We start from the raw sequence: 18,350 nt of genomic DNA, 5'->3' as shown, positions 1-18,350 counted from the left end.
TTCTTTGAAGCTTTTGAAAAAAGCTTCACCAGAAACTTTTATCCGTTACGTGATGGCGCAGGCGTGGAGGCCAACACAAAAACGGCCCGGATTGCTCCGGGCCGCTCTGGCTTCGGGTGTGTTTGCCAGGCCTTATGCGTTCAGATAGACGGTCTTGGTATCGACATAGGCTTCAAGCCCGTACTGGCCATCCTCGCCGCCAATGCCGCTATCGCCATAACCGTGGTGGAAGCCCTGTGCCGCTTCACCACCTTCACGGTTGACATAGATCTCGCCAAAGTTCAGCTCGTTGGTCATGCGCATGATGTTCTTCAGGTTCTGCGTGAACATGTAGGCTGACAGGCCATAGCGCGAGTTGTTGGCCTGGGCGATGGCATCATCGAAGTCTTTCACCCGGATCAGCGACAGCACGGGGCCGAACACTTCGTTCTGCGCAATATCCATATCCGCCGTGACATCGGTCAGCAGGGTGGGGGCGTAGAAGTTGCCCGCGTCATATGCGCCGCCAGTCAGGCGCTTGGCGCCGAGTTCGACCTTCGCACCCTGCTTGATGGCCTTCTGCACGATCGCATCGACCTTTTCGAGCTCGGCGGCGCTGATCTTGGGGCCCATGTCGGTGGCTTCATCAAGCGGGTTGCCGGTCTTGAGTGCGGCCACCTTCTCACGCAGGCGTTTAAGGAATCCATCATATACGGCGGTGTGCACATAGGTGCGCTCGTTGGCCGTGCAGACCTGCCCGCAATTCATGAAGCGTGCGGCAACAGCAGCATCCACCGCTTTTTCAATATCGGCATCCTCCATCACGATGAATGGGGCCTTGCCGCCGAGTTCAAGCCGCACTTCCTTCAGCCCTTCCGAGGCAGCTGCCATGATCTTGCGGCCTGCGGGCGTGCTGCCGGTCATGGTGATGAGCTTGGTGATGGGATTGGTCACCAGCGCATTGCCCACCGTGGCGCCGCCGCCGGTCACGACATTGAACACGCCTTTGGGGAAGCCCGCCTCGACCGAGAGTTCAGCCAGTGCGAAAGTGGCCAGCGGTGTCAGTTCATGCGGCTTGATGACGAATGTGTTGCCTGCAGCTAGGGCCGGGCCAAGCTTGCGCGCGGTGAGTGCAAGCGGAAAATTCCATGCCGAGATGCCTGCCACCACCCCGTGGGGAATCTTCTCGATCAGGATTTTCTCGCCGGGGCGGCTGCCGGGAATGATGTTGCCTTCAAGCCTGCGCACATTCTCGGCGGCGAAGCGGATGAGCTGGATGGCGAAGTTGACCTCGATGCGGGCTTCCTTGAGCGGCTTGCCATTTTCGGAGGTGATGATGCGGGCCAGTTTTTCACTGTCGCGTTTGATCAGTTCGATCAGGCGGTACAGGTAGTCCGCCCGATCGGTCGCAACCAGCCTGCTCCATGCGGGGAAAGCCTTCTGTGCGGTCTGTAGTGCGCGGTTGACATCTTCCTCGCTGGCGACGGCCACCTTGGCCAGTACCTCGCCAGTGGCGGGGTTGTGGATGGTGTCACGCTCGGGCGTGCCGGGCGCGCTCCATTCACCACCAATGAACAGGTTGTAGGTTTTCGGTTTGGACATGATCTGGTTCATGGTCCGGTTTCTCCATGTTCGGGTCAGGGGAGTATAACGCGCGCGGCAAGACTACCCGCCCCCGGAGGTATGGGGCAGGATGGATGCGCGCAGGGTATAAAGTAGCAGGGGCAGGGCGCCGGGTCAGGATTCCAGGAACGGACGCCCCTCATGGGCCACGAGCAGGTCGTGCATGTCGGTTGCGTGTTCTTCCTCTTCCGCCAGGATCTTTTCGAGCATGATGCGCGTTGTGGGGTCGTGATCGGCAAAATAGCGGATCAGTTCACGGTAATGCTCGATCACCAGCCGTTCGGCCACCAGGTTCTGGCGCACCATTTCAACGAGGTTGCCGCCATTGCCGTATTCGGTGGCGGAGCGTGTGGCGAGCCCCTCGGGCGAGAGGTTGGGCACGCCGCCAAGCTGGTCGATGCGGTCGGCTGCCCACATCATATGGGCGCGTTCTTCCTTGGCATGGGTGGCGAACTCGGCAGCCACGCTCTCGCTGGTAATGCCCTCGACCGAGATGGAATGCATCGTATAGCGCAGCACGCATACAAGCTCGGTCGCCACCACCGTTTGCAACAGGTCGATGGCGGTCTGCACGTTACCCTGATAGGCGGGGGTGAGCGCGCCCTTTTCAATCGCTTTCTTCGCGCGTTCGCGCAGGGTCTTCACGTCGGTCAGGAACGTATTTTCAGCAACATCGGCCATGATGGGTTTCCCTGTATTGTGGTGGCCTGCACAGGAGGCAGGTCTATTGAAGGGGTTGCAGGCGTAACGGACCGAAAGAGCGCGTGGTTCCCCCCAAATGGCCTGCCTTTCATGACAAAACGCCCATAAACCCAAGAAAATGAGCAGTAAGGCAGGTTTTTCGCCCGTGCAGGCGTTGCCATTCACGGCCAGATCATTATTGATCTGCATTAATAAGACCTATTTGCATTAAGGATGACTCAAGCGCATGGTAGCATTCACCGCAGGCCAGCCCGAAAAGCTTCCCCGCCGCGCCTTGAGCGAGGAGGCCTATGATCATGTGCGTCGTGGGTTGATCCGTAGCCGGTATCGCTCGGGCGAACGGTTGGTCCTGCGCCCGCTTGCCGCTGAACTCGGGCTGAGCCCGACGCCGGTGCGCGAGGCGCTGCTGCGGCTTGTATCCGAACATGCGCTGGAACTGAATGATCGCAATACCGCTGTCGTGCCCGCCATGACCCAGCGCAGCTTTGCCGAGATCCATGACCTGCGGATGGATCTGGAAATGCGCCTTGCCGCCGCTGCCGCCCAGCGCGCTTCTTCTCACGGTATCGAGGCGCTGATCATCCTGCAGCACCAGTTCATGGATGCCTCGCGCGCGCGGGATGACGGGGGCATGGCGGCTTTCAATGCCGATTTTCACACCACGGTCGCAGCCCTGGCCGAACTGCCGCTCACGGCAAACATCCTGCGCAACCTGTGGATGCGGATCGGGCCGATCTACGCCCTGTCGCGCCCGATGATCCTGGCCGAGCACGAAGGCCGCACTCACCCGCATGAAGACCTGATCACCGCACTACGCCAGCGCGACGTGGTGGCGGCCCAGGCGGCCGTCACGCGTGATTTCGAGCATGCGCGGCGCTGGATCGAGCCCCGTCTGTCGTAACCGGCGGGGCTGCCTCGGGCCGCCTTAAGGCTGGCCCGAGGGGCGCATCTGCTGCGGCACTTCGATGTCGATTTCCAGCATCGAGACGGAATTGCCCCGGTCCAGCTTCACCTGAACCTTGTCCTGGTCAACGGCAATATGCCGCTTGATCACTTCAAGAATTTCGGCCTGCAGCTTGTTCAGCAGGTCGGATTCATTGCCATTGCCGGTGCGCTCGTGGGCCAGCAGGATCTGCAGGCGGTCACGCGCGACAGGGGCCGAGGTCTTGGCGCTACGGCCAAAGAGGGAACCAAACAGGCTCATCAGCTTTTCCCCTTGAACAGGCGTGCCAGCAGGCCCTTGCGCTCAACCGGTACGGTGACCTCCAGCTTCTCGCCTTCCAGCCTGCGCGCGGCTTCGGCATAGGCGCGGGCGGGCGGGCTGTCGGGGCTGCTCAGGGTGACCGGCGCGCCGAGGTTGGAGGCGCGCAGCACTTCCTCGCTTTCCGGAATGATGCCGAGCAGCGGGATGGACAGGATCTCGAGCACGTCCTCGATGCGCAGCATCTCGCCACGGGCGGCGCGGGCGGGGTCGTAGCGGGTGAGCAGCAGGTGCTTCTCGATCTTGCCGCCGCCCTTGGCCTTCTCGGTAGTGCTGTCGAGCATGCCGATGATCCGGTCGCTGTCACGCACCGATGAAACCTCGGGGTTGGTCACCACGATGGCGTGGTCGGCATGGTACATCGCAAGCTGTGCACCGCGCTCGATCCCGGCGGGGCTGTCACAGATCACCCAGTCGAATTTTTCACGCAGCTGCGCCATCACGCTGGCCACGCCCTCGGCGGTCAGCGCATCCTTGTCGCGTGTCTGCGAGGCGGGGAGGATGGAGAGCGTCTCGATCCGCTTGTCGCGGATCAGCGCCTGCGAGAGCTTGGCATCGCCCTGGATGACGTTGATCAGGTCGAACACCACGCGCCGTTCGGCCCCCATGACCAGGTCGAGGTTACGCAGTCCGACATCGAAATCAACCACCACCACATTCTGGCCTGTCTTTGCCAGCGCCGCGCCGAGTGCCGCCGTAGACGTTGTCTTGCCGACGCCGCCCTTGCCGGATGTGACAACCAGCACTTTTGCCATGGGGGTAGTTCCTTGTGCGCTTTTGGGGGGTGTTTTCTTGTTCATGACCTGATGGATACGGTTGTAATATGGATGGGCGCGCCTGAAGCGCAACGGGGGCGGGAGTTAAAGCTCAGGGTTTGCGGCCCCTGAGGGGGGGCGGCACAAGCGGCTGGACCACAAGTGTGTCATTATTGAGAATGATCTGCGCCGGTTTTTCAACATAGCGCGGGTCGATTTCCTCGGCGGTGATATAATAACCGTCGATCGCAAGCAGTTCGGCCTGCATGGAATGGGCGAAGATGCGGGCATCGGGCTGGCCGTTCATGCCGGCTATGGCGCGGCCGCGCAGCGGGCCATAGACATGGATCGACCCCCCTGCCGTAACCTCTGCCCCCGAGCCGACCGAACCGAGGATGATGATGTCGCCATCAGGGTTCATGATGACCTGCCCGGAGCGGATCGGCTGCTCGATGATCATCGAGCCCCCGCGTGGCGGCTCGACGGGCGCAGGCGCCGTATCTTCGGGGATGTCCACGGCGCCCGAGGCGCGTCCGCCCTGAAAGCCTGCGGGCCAGTCCCACCCGGCGCAGGCCGCCCAGGAGGTATCGCCGCCTTCGATTCCGATGATGCGGATACCGCGCGCGCGCAGCGCGGGGTATAGCTCGGCCAGTCCTTCGGTCCCTGCCTCGAGCAGCGAGAGGTCGAGAATGACCGGCTTGCCCGCAAAGAAGGCGCTCGAGCGCGCGATCTGCGCATCAAGGCCTGCCAGCCAGTCGGCCAGCAGGGGTTCGGGCGAGAGGACCAGGGCCAGGAAGGACCGGCCACGGGCGCGGATCTTGGGTGTGGGACGCAGTTCGTCTGGCAACGTGTTCCTGTCCTGCTCTGGGTCAATGGGGCCTGTCTGTTTCAGCTACCGCGCCGGGCTGCGAGTGTCGAGGAAATCCTGACTCTTTAAGGGCATGCAGGGCGGGTTTTGCATCAATGCGGGCATGCGCGCGCACTCAAGGCTTGGCGAAGGGCGTGGCAATGCAATAAAGCGGGAACATGCGCATCCTCTACCACCTTCCCCTTTCGCCCTACTGCCGCAAGGTTCGCCTCGTGATGGGTGAAAAACGGCTGCCGTTTGAACTCAAGATCGAGCGTGTGTGGGAACAGCGCCCCGACTATCTTGATCGCAACCCCGCCGGCACCGTGCCCATGCTGCAAGAAGACACCGGGCTGTGCATTCCGGATTCGTGGGTGATCTGCGAATACCTTGAGGAAGCCTACCCCGATACCCCGCTGCTTGGCCGCACGCTGGCCGAGCGCGTTGAGGTGCGCAGGCTGGTGGTGTGGTTTGACGAGAAATTCGGCCGTGAGGTCTCGCGCAACCTGCTGACCGAGAAGGTGTACAAGCGCATCTCCGGCACCGGCAACCCCGATGGGGCTGCACTAAGGGCGGGGTATGCCAATATCCGCACCCACCTCGCCTATATCGACTGGCTGGCGGAAACGCGGCGGTGGCTGGCGGGCAACCAGCTCTCGCTGGCCGATTTCGCGGCCGCCGCCCATCTGTCGTGCCTCGACTTTCTTGATGATGTGGACTGGTCGCGTGCGCCTGCCGCCAAGGACTGGTACGCCCGCGTCAAGAGCAGGCCCTGTTTCCGCTCCGTGCTGCAGGACCGTATTTCGGGCTTTACGCCGCCCGCCCATTACGCGGACCTGGATTTCTAGCGCATGACAACGCAAGGTGCCGGTCATGATGCCATCGTGCTGGGTGCCGGGGCCGCGGGGCTCATGGCGGCCGCCACGGCGGGGCAGGGTGGCGCGCGGGTGGTGGTGCTTGACCATGCGCAGCACGCGGGGCGCAAGATCCTCATCTCCGGTGGCGGGCGGTGCAACTTCACCAACATGGATGCAGGTGCCGGGCAGTTCCTGTCCGCCAATCCGCATTTTGCCAAGTCGGCGCTGGCGCGGTACACGCCTGCCGATTTTCTGGCCCTTGTGCAGCGCCACCGCATTCCCTGGCACGAGAAGGCGGCGGGCCAGCTCTTCTGTGACCGTTCAGCGCGCGACATCGTGGACATGCTCATGCGCGAATGCGCTGCAGGTCATGTGGAGATGCGCCTGTCGCACCGCATCATCGACGTGGCGCGTGATGGGGCGGGGCAGTACCGCGTCGAGACCGATCATGGCGTGTTTCATGCCTCTAACCTGATCGTGGCCACGGGCGGGCTGTCGATTCCCAAGCTCGGGGCCACGGGGCTGGCGCATGACCTCGCGCGCCGCTTTGGTCTGGGCATGGTGGCCCCGGCACCAGCGCTCGTGCCGCTGACCTTTGGCGCGCGCGACCGGGAGTGGATGGAGCCGCTGGCCGGGCTTTCGGTCAATGTGGGCATTGCCTGCCATGAGGGCACGGGGCGGCAGGCGCGGCATGTCACCTTCCGCGATGGCATGGTGTTCACCCATCGCGGGCTGTCGGGGCCTGCCATCTTGCAGGCCTCATCGTACTGGCAGCCGGGCGAGGTGCTCGAGCTCGACCTGTTGCCCGGCATCAACGCGGCCGCGCGGCTGCTCGAGATCAAGCGTGACCGCCCGCGCGCGGGCGGGGTTGCCATGCTGTCCATGCTGCTGCCGCAGCGCCTGGCCCAGCTTTTCGCGCAGTCCTGCCTGCCCGAGGGCCAGCTTGCGGGTCTGCCCGATTCGGTGCTGACCGACATGGCGAGCACGCTCGGGGCCTGGCGGCTCAACCCGCATGGCACGGAAGGCTACGTGAAGGCCGAGGTCACGCGCGGCGGCGTGGATACGGCCTGCCTCTCCTCGCGTGACATGGAAGCGCGCGACGTGCCGGGGCTGTTCATGGTGGGCGAGGCGGTGGACGTGACCGGCTGGCTGGGCGGCTACAACTTCCAGTGGGCGTGGGCAAGCGGGCACGCGGCAGGGCAGGCCGTGGCCGACCGTCGCGGCTGAATGCTGTTTGCGGCCCAGCCTTTCCTGCTCCTATTCCTGCCGGTGGTGCTGGGGCTGTATTATGCCATAGCCGCCAGCAGGGCCGCGCGGCAGGCCGTGCTCATTGCCGCCTCCCTTGTCTTTTACGGGTTGTGGGACTGGCGGTTCGTGCCCCTGCTGCTGGGCATGACCGGCTTCAGCCAGGGCATTGCCGTATTATGGGGGCGCACGCGGTGGCGGGGCTGGCTGTGGCTGGGCATTGCGGGCAATCTGGCGGTGCTGTTCGGCTTCAAATACGCAGGCTGGCTGGCAGGTTGCGTGCTGGCCGCCATGGGCCGTGCCCCTGCGCCGTGGTCAGTGATCCTGCCGCTGGGGCTGTCGTTTTTCGTGTTCCAGAAAATATCCTACCTCGTTGACCTCGGGCGCGGGCAGGCGCGGGTGTACCGGCTGGCGGATTTTGTGGAGTTCGTAACCTTCTTTCCGCAACTCGTGGCTGGCCCCATCGTGCGGCATAACGAACTGATTCCGCAGTTCGATGCCAGCCCGCGCGGCCCCGCTATGTGGGAGAACCTTGGCCGGGGCGGCCTGCTTTTGCTGGTGGGGCTGGGCAAGAAGGTGGGGCTGGCCGATACGCTGGGCAGCATCTGCACGCCGGTATTCGAGGCCGCCCATATGGGCCACGCGCCCGCATTTGGTGCGGCATGGCTGGCAGCGCTCAGCTTCATGCTCCAGATCTATTTCGATTTTTCCGGCTATTCGGACATGGCGATCGGCATGGCGCTGATGATGGGCATCCGCCTGCCATTCAATTTCAATGCGCCTTACCGTGCCGTATCGGTGCGTGACTTCTGGCGGCGGTGGCACATGACGCTGTCACGCTTTCTGCGTGATTACGTCTATATCCCGCTAGGTGGCAACCGCTGCGCGCCCGCGCGGCAGGCGGTGAACGTCATGGTTACCATGGGGCTGGCCGGGCTGTGGCACGGGGCAGGGTGGAATTTCGTGGTCTGGGGCCTGCTGCATGGCGCAGCCCTCGCCACAGCCCACGGGTGGGACCGCACCGGGCGCGTTCTGCCGCGCGGCGTGGGCTACGCGTTGACCATGCTTTTCGTGCTGCTGACATGGGTGGTGTTCCGCGCTGCCGACCTGCCCACGGCAGGGCACGTGCTGGCGGGGATGCTGGGCGCCTATGGTGGCAGGAGCATGGTGGTGGCGCACCCCGTGGTGCTGGGCCTTGCGCTGGCCATTGCGGTGATCGGCCCCGCCTCGCAGCAGGTGGTGCTGGAGCGCGTGCGCCCTGCGCCCTGGCTGGCCGTGGTAGCGGGGATCGCCTTTGTGCTGCTGGTGTTTCTGGTGGGGGGCAGGCCGCCAGAAGCGTTCATTTATTTCCAGTTCTGAAAGCCTGTGCAGCCAATGCCATCTGTTTGAAAAAAAAGTGGCATGCAAAAACGTTTATTCGTTTTATTCTGTGGATCTATTGCAATATTCACGCTGCCCATTGCGCAATCCATGAAATTTTAAAACCAGCCTCCAAACCTGCTAAAAATCAAAAGAAAGTTTTTGGTGAAGCTTTTTCCAAAAAGCTTCAAAAGATCCCGTTTTTCAAGATATCATACGCCAGTATCATGCAACCGGGACTGGTATTGGTCATGATGCTTCCCAATCTATGCAGATACAGCCCATAATCAGGGCATGGTTGCACCACGCACAGGCAGGAGCACATGGCAGGCAGGCGAGACAGCATGGATGAGGGCCCGGCGGACCTGTTTGGCAACACGGCTCCGCAGCCTGCCGCGCGTGGCCCGGTCGCGTTTCCGCAGGCACCCTCGGCCCAGCCCGCCCGCAACCAGCCTTTGGCCGACCGCCTGCGCCCCACCACGCTTGATGAGGTGGTGGGCCAGGACCATCTGCTCGGCCCCGATGGCAGCCTGCGGCAGATGCTCGCGCGTGGCTCGCTTGCCAGCCTGATTTTGTGGGGCGGCCCCGGCGTGGGCAAGACCACCATCGCCCGCCTGCTGGCCGCTGCCGCAGGGCTGCGCTTCGTGCAGCTTTCCGCCGTGTTCTCCGGCGTGGCCGATCTCAAGCGCGCGTTTGAGGAGGCCCGGCGTACGGCGGCCTCGGGCGGGGGCACGCTTTTATTCGTTGATGAAATCCACCGCTTCAACCGCGCCCAGCAGGATGGCTTCCTGCCAGTGGTGGAGGATGGCACCGTGGTGCTGGTCGGCGCCACGACCGAGAACCCGTCCTTCGCGCTCAACAGCGCCCTGCTGTCGCGCTGTCAGGTGCTGGTGCTGCACAGGCTCGATGATGCGGTGATGGAGCAGTTGCTCGACCGCGCCGAGGCCACCACCGGCAGGCCCCTGCCGCTCACGCCCGAGGCCCGCGCAACCCTTCGCGCCATGGCCGATGGCGACGGGCGTTACCTGCTCAACATGGTTGAACAGCTTCTGGCCCTGCCGCCGCAGCGTGAGGCGCTTGATCCCGCCGCCCTGTCGCGCCTGCTCGCCCGCCGCGCGGCACTGTATGACAAGGACCGCGAGGAGCATTACAACCTCATTTCGGCCCTGCATAAATCCCTGCGCGGTTCCGACCCCGATGCCGCGCTGTACTGGTTTGCCCGCATGCTCGAGGGCGGCGAGGATCCGCGCTACATCGCCCGCCGCCTGACCCGCTTCGCTGCCGAGGACGTGGGCATGGCCGACCCGCAGGCCCTGCCGCTGGCCGTTGCCGCGTGGGAGACGTTCGAGCGCCTTGGCTCGCCGGAGGGGGAACTGGCCCTTGCGCAGCTTGTGGTGCATCTGGCCACGGCGCCCAAGTCAAACGCGGTATACAAGGGCTACAACATGGCCCGCCGGGCCGCGCGCGCCACTGGCAGCCTCATGCCGCCCGCCCATATCCTCAACGCGCCGACCGCGCTGATGAAGGATATCGGCTACGGCAAGGGCTATGAATACGACCATGATACGGAGGGCGGCATATCGGGGCAGAACTACTTCCCCGATGGCATGCGCAGGCCAAAACTGTACCAGCCGACCGACCGGGGATATGAACGTGAAGTCGCGCGACGGCTGGACAGTTGGAACAGAGTGCGCGAAAGCCGTGGGTCATGAGTGTCGTTACCCTTACCGTCAGTGATGACGAAGCCGATATCCGCCTCGACCGCTGGTTCCGCAGGCATTACCCGCACCTGACGCAGGGTGCGCTGCAAAAGCTGTGCCGCACGGGGCAGGTGCGCGTGGATGGCAGGCGCGCCACCGCCGCCACCCGCCTGGCACCCGGGCAGGCCGTGCGCGTGCCGCCCATCCCCAATGCCAGCCGCCCGCCGCCGCTCGCGGTCAAGCCGCTCGATGAGCGGCAGGTGCGCGAGATCAACAAAATGGTCATCTACCGCGATGACCACGTGATCGTGCTCAACAAGCCCGCGGGCATTGCCGTGCAGGGTGGCCCCGGCATTACCCACCATATCGACGCGCTGCTCGAGGGGCTGCGTGAAAACCCCGATGATCCGCGCCCCCGCCTTGTCCATCGTATTGACCGTGACACGTCGGGCCTGCTGCTCGTAGCCCGCACGCCGGGCGTTGCCGCCAAGCTTGCTGCCGCCTTCCGCGGGCGTGACGTGCACAAGGTCTACTGGGCCGTGGTGGTGGGGCGGCCTTCGCCTGCTACCGGCATCATCGACCAGCCCCTGACCAAGCTTGGCGCGGGTGCTGGCGCCATCAGCGTGGTGGCCGAGCGTGGCGATGCGGATGCAGTGCATGCCCTGTCGGAATACGAGGTGCTTGATGCGGCGGCGCGCAAGATGTCGTGGCTGGCGCTCTCGCCGCTGACAGGTCGCACCCACCAGCTGCGCGTGCATTGCGAGGCGCTGGGCAACCCGATACTGGGCGACCCGAAATACGGCGGTGATGCGGCGCATGTCGCAGGCTTTACCGACAGGCTGCACCTGCACGCCCGCAGGCTCGAGATACCGCACCCCGCTGGCGGCACGCTGGTGGTCGAGGCGGACCTTTCGCCCCACATGCGCGAGACATTCAGGCAGATCGGGTTCGTTGCCCCGGCCGCCGCCCCGGCACGGCGCAAATAGCGCGGCCCGGCACCACAGGACAGGAAGAAAAATGGCACAGAACGGAAATGCAAAACGGATCCTGATCGGGGGCGCGGTCGCCCTTGTGGTGATAGCGGGCGGCGGGGGGCTGGTGCTCAAATCCATGCTCGACCCCGATGCCGTGCGCGCCAAGGCCATTGCCGCGATTGAAAAACAGACCGGCCGGCAGGTCCGCATGGGCGCGCTGGACTTTCATGTCTTTCCCACCCTTTCGCTTTCGGTGAAGGATGTGGGCCTGTCGGACATGGCGGGCGGGGCCTATACCGACATGGTCACGGCCGACAGCCTGCAGGCCAGCGTGGGCCTGATGGCGCTGCTGCACCACGAGATCCAGCTTGATGGCCTCAAGCTCGATCATCCGGTCATCCACCTCGAGCGCACCGAGCAGGGCATGGCCAACTGGCGCCTCACCCCCACCGGCGCGCAGGCCACCGCGAAGCCCGATGCCACGACCCAGCAGGCGGCATCAGACTGGAAGGTGCAGATCGGCAGCATCCGCATCAGCAATGCCGATGTGGACTGGGATGACCGCCTTTCGGGCAGCAAGGGCAAGGTGGTGCTCGACCACATCAACCTGACCGATGTGGATGGCAGCAAGCCCGAGATCGACGTGGCGGGCCACAACGATACCGGCAGCTTTACGCTGGCGGGGCATACGGGATCGATCAACCTCACCTCCACCGCACGCTCCGGCTGGCCGGTGGCGCTCAAGGCGGCCTTCAAGGCAGGCGGCGAGCAGGTGGGGCAGGTGGCACTTGACGGCACCGTGGCTGATCCTGACCACATGAAGGGCTATAACGTCACGGTTGATGGCAACATCGCCAGCCTCAAGGCGATCGACGCCTTCGTGCCGGGGCTGAGCCTGCCCGACGTGCGTCGCCTCACGCTCAAGGCTAATGTGGTTGACGGCAGCGCTGCCGACAAGGAAGGCAGCGTGCCACTGCTCAATTCGCTGCATCTCGACACGGGCGCGGTCGATGCGGGGCAGTACCTGTCGGGCCTGACCCTGCAGGGCCTGTCGATCGATGCGCCGGGGCCGAAGGATGCGGTCACCATCAACAGCCAGGGCCAGTGGCAGGGCAAGGGGCTGAAGCTGACCGGCACGCTCGGCTCGCTGCAGCAGCTTGATGCGGCGGTGATGTCGCACCTGGCCGAGGCGCTGCCGCTGTCGCTCGACCTGTCGGGTGATCCGGGCTCGCTGCGGGTGGCGGGCACGCTGGGCGGTTCGCGCGCGGTGGTCAATGTCACGGCCTCGGCCGGGCAGCTTCCGCTGCCCAATGGCGCGGTGCTCGATCATCTTGATGCCTCGACCCATCTGGTGAGCGAGGATAACGGCGCGCATTTCCAGCTTTCCGATCTGGTGGTCAAGAGCACGCAGCTTGCGCTCAAGGGCGGGCTTGACCTGTCCGTGCATGGTGGCACAGGCGGTGTGCCGCTGGTCAGCGGCACGATTGATGCAAGCTGGCTCAATGCGGATGCCCTGATGGGCCCGCCCGCCAAGGCGGATGCAAAAGGGGTCACGGCGGCTCCCGCGCAGGCCAAGGCGAATGACGATGCCCTGCCGTTCGATGAGCTGCGCAAGCTGGACATGGACCTGCGCCTGACGGTCGCGCAGATGGAATTCGAGGGCGATACGTACCGCAATGCCCTGACCCACATCAACCTGCGCAGCGGCGTGCTGAAGGTTGACCCCCTGCAGGCCGAAGGCACGGGCCGCCGCCTGTCGGGGCAGTTCGAGGTCGATGCGACGGCGGGCAGGACCCCCACCGTTTCCGGCACGATCGGCACGCTGGTGCTGCCTGCCGCCTGGCTGGAGAGCAAGGCCGGGCTTTCGAACATGGTGCAGGGTGCTCTGCAGGTCGTGGGTTCGGTCAAGACGCAGGGCAACACCCGCACCGAACTGCGTAACGGCATGAACGGGCATCTGGGCGTGTCGATGGTCAATGGCACGGTCAGCGGCAGCGCGCTGGGCGAACTGCTGGGTGATGCTGCACGTGGCGCACTGGGTTCCGGCCCGATTGCGCTGCGCTGCTTCGGCCTGCACATGGCCATGGCCGATGGCACGGCCAATGTCGATACCATCGGCGTGCAGACCAATGCGCTGACCGTGACCGGCAAGGGCACGGTGGGCATGGCGTCGCAGGCGCTTGACCTGCATCTGGTGCCGCAGCTCATGATCAGCGGCACCGGGGCCTCCGTGCCGCTGCGCGTGGGTGGCACGCTCAGCGCACCGCGCCCCAAGATGGATGCGGGGTCTGACGGGCGCTACGCCATCGGCCTGCTGCTCGGCGGCTCGAACAGCAACGCCGTGGCCGATCCGTGCCCGGCCACTCTCAAGGCCGCGCGTGAAGGGGCAACCGGCCCCGAGCCCACCACGGCTGCGCCCAAGGCGGAAGGTGGCGCCAATGGCGCGGCTGGCCTGCTGAACAACTCCAAGGCCTCGCCTGATGTGAAGAAGGTGGGCGGGCTGCTCAAGGGGCTGGGCATCCTCAAATGATGAAGGACGGCGTACGCCCCCCCACGCCCCAGACCGCAGGCAAGCGCAGGCGGTTCTGGGTCGCGGCCGCGATCAGCCCGGTGGCCGGTGGCGGTTTTACGGTGGAACTCGACGGGCGGGGCATCCGCCTGCCCGGTGGCACCGCGCTGTGCGTGCCCTCGCGCGCGCTGGCACAGGCCATTGCCGATGAATGGGCGAAGGCAGGTGGGGAAAAGGGCGGTCATTTCACGCCCGATGACCTGCCCATGACGCGCATCGCGGGCACCATGATCGAGCGCGTGGCCCCTGATCCCGCAGCACAGGTCGCGGCCCTGCTGCATTACGTGGATGGGGAACTGCTGTGCTACCGCGCCGATTATCCTGCCCCCCTGTGCCGCGAGCAGCAGGCGTTATGGGACCCGCAGCTTGCGTGGCTGCGCGCGCGTCATGACATCGACATGGCGGTGACGACGGGCATCATGCCGCTCGTGCAGTCACCCGCCGTGCATGACGCGTGGCGGGCGCTGCTGACGCAAATGGATAACGCCACCCTTGCCGCATTGGGGGTGATGGTGCCCGCAATGAAAAGCATCGTGCTGGGGCTGGCGGTGGTGACCGGTGCACTCCCCGCGGCCAGGGCGGCCGAGATTGCCAGCGTGGATGAGCGCAGCCAGATGGAAATCTGGGGCGAGGACGCGAAACTGCTTGAAGCCCTGCGCCTGCAGGCGGTGGAAGTGGAGGATGCAGCGCGCTTTCTCCAGCTCTGCCGGGCAGTTTGAAACCACCTTAATGATAAAAGTTTCTGGTGAAGCCTTTTTCAAAAAGCTTCAAAAAAGGCCGCCTTTATTAAAATAAAGGCGGCCCAAAAAGCATTTACTGTCCGTTTTATCCGTGCCTCAGGGCACCAGCACCGTGGCGCTGGCCAGGCAGGCAATGCCTTCCTCGCGGCCGGTAAAGCCGAGGCGCTCGGAGGTGGTGGCCTTGACCGAGATGCGGTCGACATCAACCTTGAGCAGTTCGGCAAGGCGGGCGCGCATCGCCTCGGAATGCGGGCCGATCTTGGGGCGCTCGCAGATCAGCGTCACATCGGCATTGACCAGCATGCCGCCGCGCGCGCGAATGCGTTCGCCCGCATGCACGAGGAAGCGCGCGCTGTCGGCATCCTTCCATTCATTCTTGCTGGGCGGGAAGTGGCGGCCGATATCGCCCTCGGCCAGAGCGCCATAAATGGCATCGCACAGCGCATGGATGCCCACATCCGCATCGGAGTGGCCCGCAAGCCCGCGCGTGTGCGGCACGTTGATGCCGCACATGATGAGCGGGCGGTTCTCGGCAAAGGCATGCACATCGTAGCCCGTGCCGGTGCGCGGCAGCAGGGTCGGGCCGATCAGGCGTTCCAGTCGCACCAGATCCTCCTTGTAGGTCAGTTTGATGTTGTCTTCCGCCCCCGGCACGATGGCCACGGGGTGGCCCGCGTTTTCCAGCAGGGCGGCGTCATCGGTGGCGTCGGCGGCTTCGGCCGCGCGGTGCAGGTCGCGCAGCAGGCCAAAGCGGAAGCCCTGCGGCGTCTGGGCACGGAACAGGTCGGTGCGCGGCACGGTATCGGTAATGATGCCATCCTTCGCGCGCTTGATGGTATCGGCCACCGGCACGGCAGGGATCACGCCCGCATGCTCGGCAAGCGCTGCGATCACGCCCTGCGTCACGCTGGCGGGCACGTAAGGTCGCGCGCCGTCATGGATCAGCACAAGGTCGGGGCGCTCAGCCTCGGGCAGGCGGTCAAGCGCCTCAAGCCCCGCGCGCACGCTGGCCTGGCGGGTCTCGCCACCGGGCACCACGGGCAGGATGACGCAGCTTTCAGGCGCAAAGCCTTCAAGCGCACGGGCGAGCAGGGCTGGATCGCCTACCGGCTGAATGAGGCCGACATGAGGGGCAAGGGCATCCGCCGCGTGGCGGATGACGGGCCAGCCGCCGAGCGTGACATACTGCTTGGCGACGGGGGTCGCGGTCTGGGCGCTATACCGGCTGCCCTGGCCCGCGGCGAGAAGAATGGCTGCAACACGCATGATGCGGAGCAATGCGGCCATGTGGGCCGCGCGTCAAGCATTGTGCGCGGGCAGGGGCAATGTCGGGTCTGTTTCGGCCGTCCTTTCGGGTTGTCACGCGCGGGCAAAAATGTTCCCTGCATGCACCGAAGCTGATTGCACGGGGCAGCGGGAGCAGGTATTCTGCCTAAATCATAAGCATTCTTGATGGATAGTGTAGCTGGCCTGTTTCCACGTTGCCGCATGCGGCTGGAAAGCCGGCGGGGAAGTAGGGTTCATGTCGTCTCAACTGCTCTCGCCCATTGATCTGGGTGGCGGGGTCATTCTCAGGGCGCCGGTCATTCTGGCCCCCATGGCGGGCGTGACCGACCTGCCGTTCCGCAGGCTGGCGCGCAGCCTCGGCGCGGGGCTGGTCGTGTCCGAGATGATCGCGTCATGGGCCATGATCCGCGAGAACGAGACCACGCTGCGCATGGCCGAAGTGGCGGATGATGGCCCAAATTCCGTGCAGCTTGCCGGGTGCGACCCCGAGGCGATGGGCCAGGCGGCCCGGATTGCGGTTGATCGCGGGGCGGACATCATCGACATCAATTTCGGCTGCCCGGTCAAGAAAGTGGCGGTGGGCCAGCTTGCCGGTTCCGCCCTGATGCGGGATGAGGCGCATGCGGGCCGCCTGCTTGAAGGCGTGGTGCGCGCGGTCAATGTGCCCGTTACGCTGAAAATGCGCATGGGCTGGGATCATAACAGCCTCAACGCCCCTACGCTGGCCCGAATTGCACAGGAATCGGGCATTCGCATGGTAACCGTGCACGGTCGCACCCGCCAGCAGTTCTATAACGGCACGGCGGACTGGCACTTCGTGCGCAATGTGGTCGATGCGGTGGACCTGCCGGTTATCGTCAATGGTGATATCCTGAGCGTGGAGGATGCCCGTGTGGCACTCGAGCGCTCGGGCGCGCAGGGTGTCATGATCGGGCGCGGCTGCTATGGCCGCCCGTGGTTTCTGGCCCAGGTGGCACGCGCGCTCATGCATGGCGAGGATATTCCCGAGCCGGATCTGGTGGCGGAAAAAGCCATTGTGCTCAGGCATTACGGCATGATGATCGACCATTTTGGCGCCCATCCCGGCCTGCGGCTCGCGCGCAAGCATGTGTCATGGTACTCGGCGGGGCTGCCCGGTTCGGCAGGCTTCCGCGCTGCCGTGAACAAGATGGACACGGTCGATGGCGTGATCGGCATGATCCATGAATTCTATGACGGGCAGATCGCCGCAGGCCATGTGCGCGGGCCGCGCCCCTCCACCGTGGAGGCGGAAAGGGCCGCAGCGCGCGCGGCATGAACCATACCCCGCCCGCACCCTCCGGCCATGTGCCCTGCGCGCCCGATAACGTAACGGGCAACGGGCGGGTCATACTCGATTCGCTGGCGCTGCCGGTGGTGGTGGTGCGTGCCGATAACGCCATTGGCTACGTCAACAGCGCCGCCGAGCCATTTTTTGGCATGTCGCGCGTGCATCTGGTGCAGATGCGCCTGACCGACATCCTGCCCGGTGACAGTCCGCTCTTCCTGCTCATGGAGCAGGTGCGGGCACAGGATCACACCGTGGTCGAGCACGAGGTCACGCTGGAAAGCCCGCGCCTGCGCCATGAGGGCGTGACCGTGCAGGGTGCCCCCGTGATGGAGGAGCCGGGCTCTGTCGTGCTGACATTCCATGATTTCTCGGCCGTGAAGGTGCTCGACCGTCAGCTCACCTTCCGCTCGGCGGCGCGCAGTGTTGCTGGCATGGCGGCCATTCTGGCGCATGAGGTCAAGAATCCGCTCTCGGGCATAAGGGGGGCAGCACAACTGCTTGAAACCTCGGTAGGCGAATCAGACCGTGAACTTGCGGTGCTGATTCAGGATGAGGTCAACCGCATCCGCGACCTCGTGGACCGGATGGACATGTTCAGCGACCGCCCGATCGAGCGCAGGCCGGTCAACATCCACCGCGTGCTCGAGCATGTGCGCAGGCTGGCCCAGCAGGGCTTTGCCGCCGATATCCGCTTTGAGGAAGTGTACGATCCCTCGCTGCCGCCGGTGTGGGGCAACCGCGACCAACTGGTGCAGGTGCTGCTCAATCTGGTGAAAAACGCCGCCGAGGCCCTGCACGACCACCCTGAGGGCGATGCGCCGCCACAGATCACGCTCACCACCAGCTACCGCCCCGGCATCTGGGTTTCCACCGGGGCGGGCAGCCAGCGCGTGCAGCTGCCGCTGCTGGTTTCGGTGCGTGATAACGGGCCGGGCATTCCCGAGAACATCCGCCCGCATCTGTTCGAGCCGTTCCTCACCACCAAGACCACGGGCAGCGGGCTGGGGCTTGCGCTGGCAGGCAAGATCGTGGGCGACCATGGCGGCGTGATCGAGGTGGAAAGCCGCCCCGGCCGCACCGAGGTCCTGCTGCACCTGCCTGTCGTGACCGAAGACCGCGGCACGCCCTGAAGCCCCGCCAGAG

At 64.8% G+C, this 18,350-nt stretch carries 16 protein-coding genes; 10 read left to right on the top strand and 6 right to left on the bottom strand.

What is annotated here, in order from left to right; all coding sequences use genetic code 11:
• Positions 1-132: 132 nt before the first annotated feature.
• Positions 133-1,581: an aldehyde dehydrogenase gene (gene aldA / locus FMA36_RS02820; protein ID WP_159263535.1), complete on the bottom strand. Its 1,449-nt coding sequence runs from the start codon at positions 1,579-1,581 to the stop codon at positions 133-135.
• Positions 1,582-1,716: 135 nt separating this feature from the next.
• Entirely contained in the window at positions 1,717-2,283 is a 567-nt protein-coding gene (locus tag FMA36_RS02815) for a ferritin-like domain-containing protein (RefSeq protein WP_159260658.1), read from the bottom strand.
• 247 nt (positions 2,284-2,530) lie between these two features.
• Between FMA36_RS02815 and FMA36_RS02810 the strand changes: the two genes are divergently transcribed.
• Entirely contained in the window at positions 2,531-3,205 is a 675-nt protein-coding gene (locus FMA36_RS02810; protein WP_159260656.1) for a GntR family transcriptional regulator, read from the top strand.
• Between the two features lie 24 nt (positions 3,206-3,229).
• Here the strand turns inward: FMA36_RS02810 and minE are convergent, their stop codons facing one another.
• From minE to minC, 3 genes are all read right to left on the bottom strand, one after another.
• Positions 3,230-3,508 carry a cell division topological specificity factor MinE gene (minE, locus tag FMA36_RS02805; RefSeq protein ID WP_159260654.1) on the bottom strand — a complete coding sequence of 93 codons (279 nt, stop codon included), beginning with the start codon at positions 3,506-3,508 and terminating at the stop codon, positions 3,230-3,232.
• Positions 3,508-4,320, bottom strand: coding sequence for a septum site-determining protein MinD (minD, locus tag FMA36_RS02800; protein WP_159260652.1), 813 nt, complete (start codon positions 4,318-4,320; stop codon positions 3,508-3,510). Before minD ends, minE begins: the two co-directional genes overlap by 1 nt.
• A gap of 112 nt (positions 4,321-4,432) precedes the next feature.
• Positions 4,433-5,167 carry a septum site-determining protein MinC gene (minC, locus tag FMA36_RS02795; RefSeq protein WP_159260650.1) on the bottom strand — a complete coding sequence of 245 codons (735 nt, stop codon included), beginning with the start codon at positions 5,165-5,167 and terminating at the stop codon, positions 4,433-4,435.
• 179 nt (positions 5,168-5,346) lie between these two features.
• Here minC and fzlA point away from each other — a divergent pair, with 179 nt between their 5' ends.
• From fzlA to FMA36_RS02760, 7 genes are all read left to right on the top strand, one after another.
• Positions 5,347-6,015 (top strand): FtsZ-binding protein FzlA, encoded by a 669-nt coding sequence (gene fzlA / locus FMA36_RS02790; RefSeq protein WP_159260648.1) that lies wholly within the window; start codon positions 5,347-5,349, stop codon positions 6,013-6,015.
• Positions 6,016-6,018: 3 nt separating this feature from the next.
• Complete coding sequence (locus FMA36_RS02785) at positions 6,019-7,251, top strand: BaiN/RdsA family NAD(P)/FAD-dependent oxidoreductase (RefSeq protein ID WP_159260646.1); 1,233 nt, start codon at positions 6,019-6,021, stop codon at positions 7,249-7,251.
• Positions 7,252-8,628 carry an MBOAT family O-acyltransferase gene (locus FMA36_RS02780; protein WP_159260644.1) on the top strand — a complete coding sequence of 459 codons (1,377 nt, stop codon included), beginning with the start codon at positions 7,252-7,254 and terminating at the stop codon, positions 8,626-8,628.
• 323 nt (positions 8,629-8,951) lie between these two features.
• Positions 8,952-10,340, top strand: coding sequence for a replication-associated recombination protein A (locus tag FMA36_RS02775; protein ID WP_159260642.1), 1,389 nt, complete (start codon positions 8,952-8,954; stop codon positions 10,338-10,340).
• Positions 10,337-11,314, top strand: coding sequence for an RluA family pseudouridine synthase (locus tag FMA36_RS02770; RefSeq protein WP_159260640.1), 978 nt, complete (start codon positions 10,337-10,339; stop codon positions 11,312-11,314). The genes FMA36_RS02775 and FMA36_RS02770 overlap by 4 nt, the downstream gene beginning before the upstream one ends.
• A gap of 31 nt (positions 11,315-11,345) precedes the next feature.
• Entirely contained in the window at positions 11,346-13,832 is a 2,487-nt protein-coding gene (locus FMA36_RS02765) for an AsmA family protein (RefSeq protein ID WP_159260638.1), read from the top strand.
• Entirely contained in the window at positions 13,829-14,590 is a 762-nt protein-coding gene (locus FMA36_RS02760; protein WP_159260636.1) for an ATP12 family chaperone protein, read from the top strand. The genes FMA36_RS02765 and FMA36_RS02760 overlap by 4 nt, the downstream gene beginning before the upstream one ends.
• Positions 14,591-14,707: 117 nt before the next feature.
• Here FMA36_RS02760 and ispF read toward each other — a convergent pair whose 3' ends face one another.
• On the bottom strand, positions 14,708-15,877 hold the full coding sequence (gene ispF / locus FMA36_RS02755; protein ID WP_159263533.1) for a 2-C-methyl-D-erythritol 2,4-cyclodiphosphate synthase: 1,170 nt from the start codon (positions 15,875-15,877) through the stop codon (positions 14,708-14,710).
• 256 nt (positions 15,878-16,133) lie between these two features.
• Here ispF and dusB point away from each other — a divergent pair, with 256 nt between their 5' ends.
• Both dusB and FMA36_RS02745 read left to right on the top strand, forming a co-directional pair.
• Positions 16,134-17,195 carry a tRNA dihydrouridine synthase DusB gene (gene dusB, locus FMA36_RS02750; protein WP_159260634.1) on the top strand — a complete coding sequence of 354 codons (1,062 nt, stop codon included), beginning with the start codon at positions 16,134-16,136 and terminating at the stop codon, positions 17,193-17,195.
• A complete protein-coding gene (locus FMA36_RS02745) occupies positions 17,192-18,337 on the top strand; it encodes a two-component system sensor histidine kinase NtrB (RefSeq protein ID WP_159260632.1) in 1,146 nt (381 codons plus the stop codon). The genes dusB and FMA36_RS02745 overlap by 4 nt, the downstream gene beginning before the upstream one ends.
• Positions 18,338-18,350 lie beyond the last annotated feature (13 nt).

It is taken from the genome of Komagataeibacter xylinus (assembly GCF_009834365.1).
GTDB lineage: Bacteria > Pseudomonadota > Alphaproteobacteria > Acetobacterales > Acetobacteraceae > Komagataeibacter > Komagataeibacter xylinus_D.
Note: the sequence above shows the minus strand (reverse complement) of the source record. Positions and strands in the feature narration are given on the sequence as shown.

Coding starts and splice junctions, on each gene's coding strand:
- fzlA (WP_159260648.1), top strand. CDS start 5,347: ATGCGCATCCTCTACCACCTTCCCCTTTCGCCCTACTGCCGCAAGGTT.
- FMA36_RS02810 (WP_159260656.1), top strand. CDS start 2,531: ATGGTAGCATTCACCGCAGGCCAGCCCGAAAAGCTTCCCCGCCGCGCC.
- minE (WP_159260654.1), bottom strand. CDS start 3,508: ATGAGCCTGTTTGGTTCCCTCTTTGGCCGTAGCGCCAAGACCTCGGCC.
- ispF (WP_159263533.1), bottom strand. CDS start 15,877: ATGCGTGTTGCAGCCATTCTTCTCGCCGCGGGCCAGGGCAGCCGGTAT.
- FMA36_RS02815 (WP_159260658.1), bottom strand. CDS start 2,283: ATGGCCGATGTTGCTGAAAATACGTTCCTGACCGACGTGAAGACCCTG.
- FMA36_RS02770 (WP_159260640.1), top strand. CDS start 10,337: ATGAGTGTCGTTACCCTTACCGTCAGTGATGACGAAGCCGATATCCGC.
- minD (WP_159260652.1), bottom strand. CDS start 4,320: ATGGCAAAAGTGCTGGTTGTCACATCCGGCAAGGGCGGCGTCGGCAAG.
- FMA36_RS02745 (WP_159260632.1), top strand. CDS start 17,192: ATGAACCATACCCCGCCCGCACCCTCCGGCCATGTGCCCTGCGCGCCC.
- dusB (WP_159260634.1), top strand. CDS start 16,134: ATGTCGTCTCAACTGCTCTCGCCCATTGATCTGGGTGGCGGGGTCATT.
- aldA (WP_159263535.1), bottom strand. CDS start 1,581: ATGTCCAAACCGAAAACCTACAACCTGTTCATTGGTGGTGAATGGAGC.
- FMA36_RS02780 (WP_159260644.1), top strand. CDS start 7,252: ATGCTGTTTGCGGCCCAGCCTTTCCTGCTCCTATTCCTGCCGGTGGTG.
- FMA36_RS02775 (WP_159260642.1), top strand. CDS start 8,952: ATGGCAGGCAGGCGAGACAGCATGGATGAGGGCCCGGCGGACCTGTTT.
- FMA36_RS02765 (WP_159260638.1), top strand. CDS start 11,346: ATGGCACAGAACGGAAATGCAAAACGGATCCTGATCGGGGGCGCGGTC.
- FMA36_RS02760 (WP_159260636.1), top strand. CDS start 13,829: ATGATGAAGGACGGCGTACGCCCCCCCACGCCCCAGACCGCAGGCAAG.
- FMA36_RS02785 (WP_159260646.1), top strand. CDS start 6,019: ATGACAACGCAAGGTGCCGGTCATGATGCCATCGTGCTGGGTGCCGGG.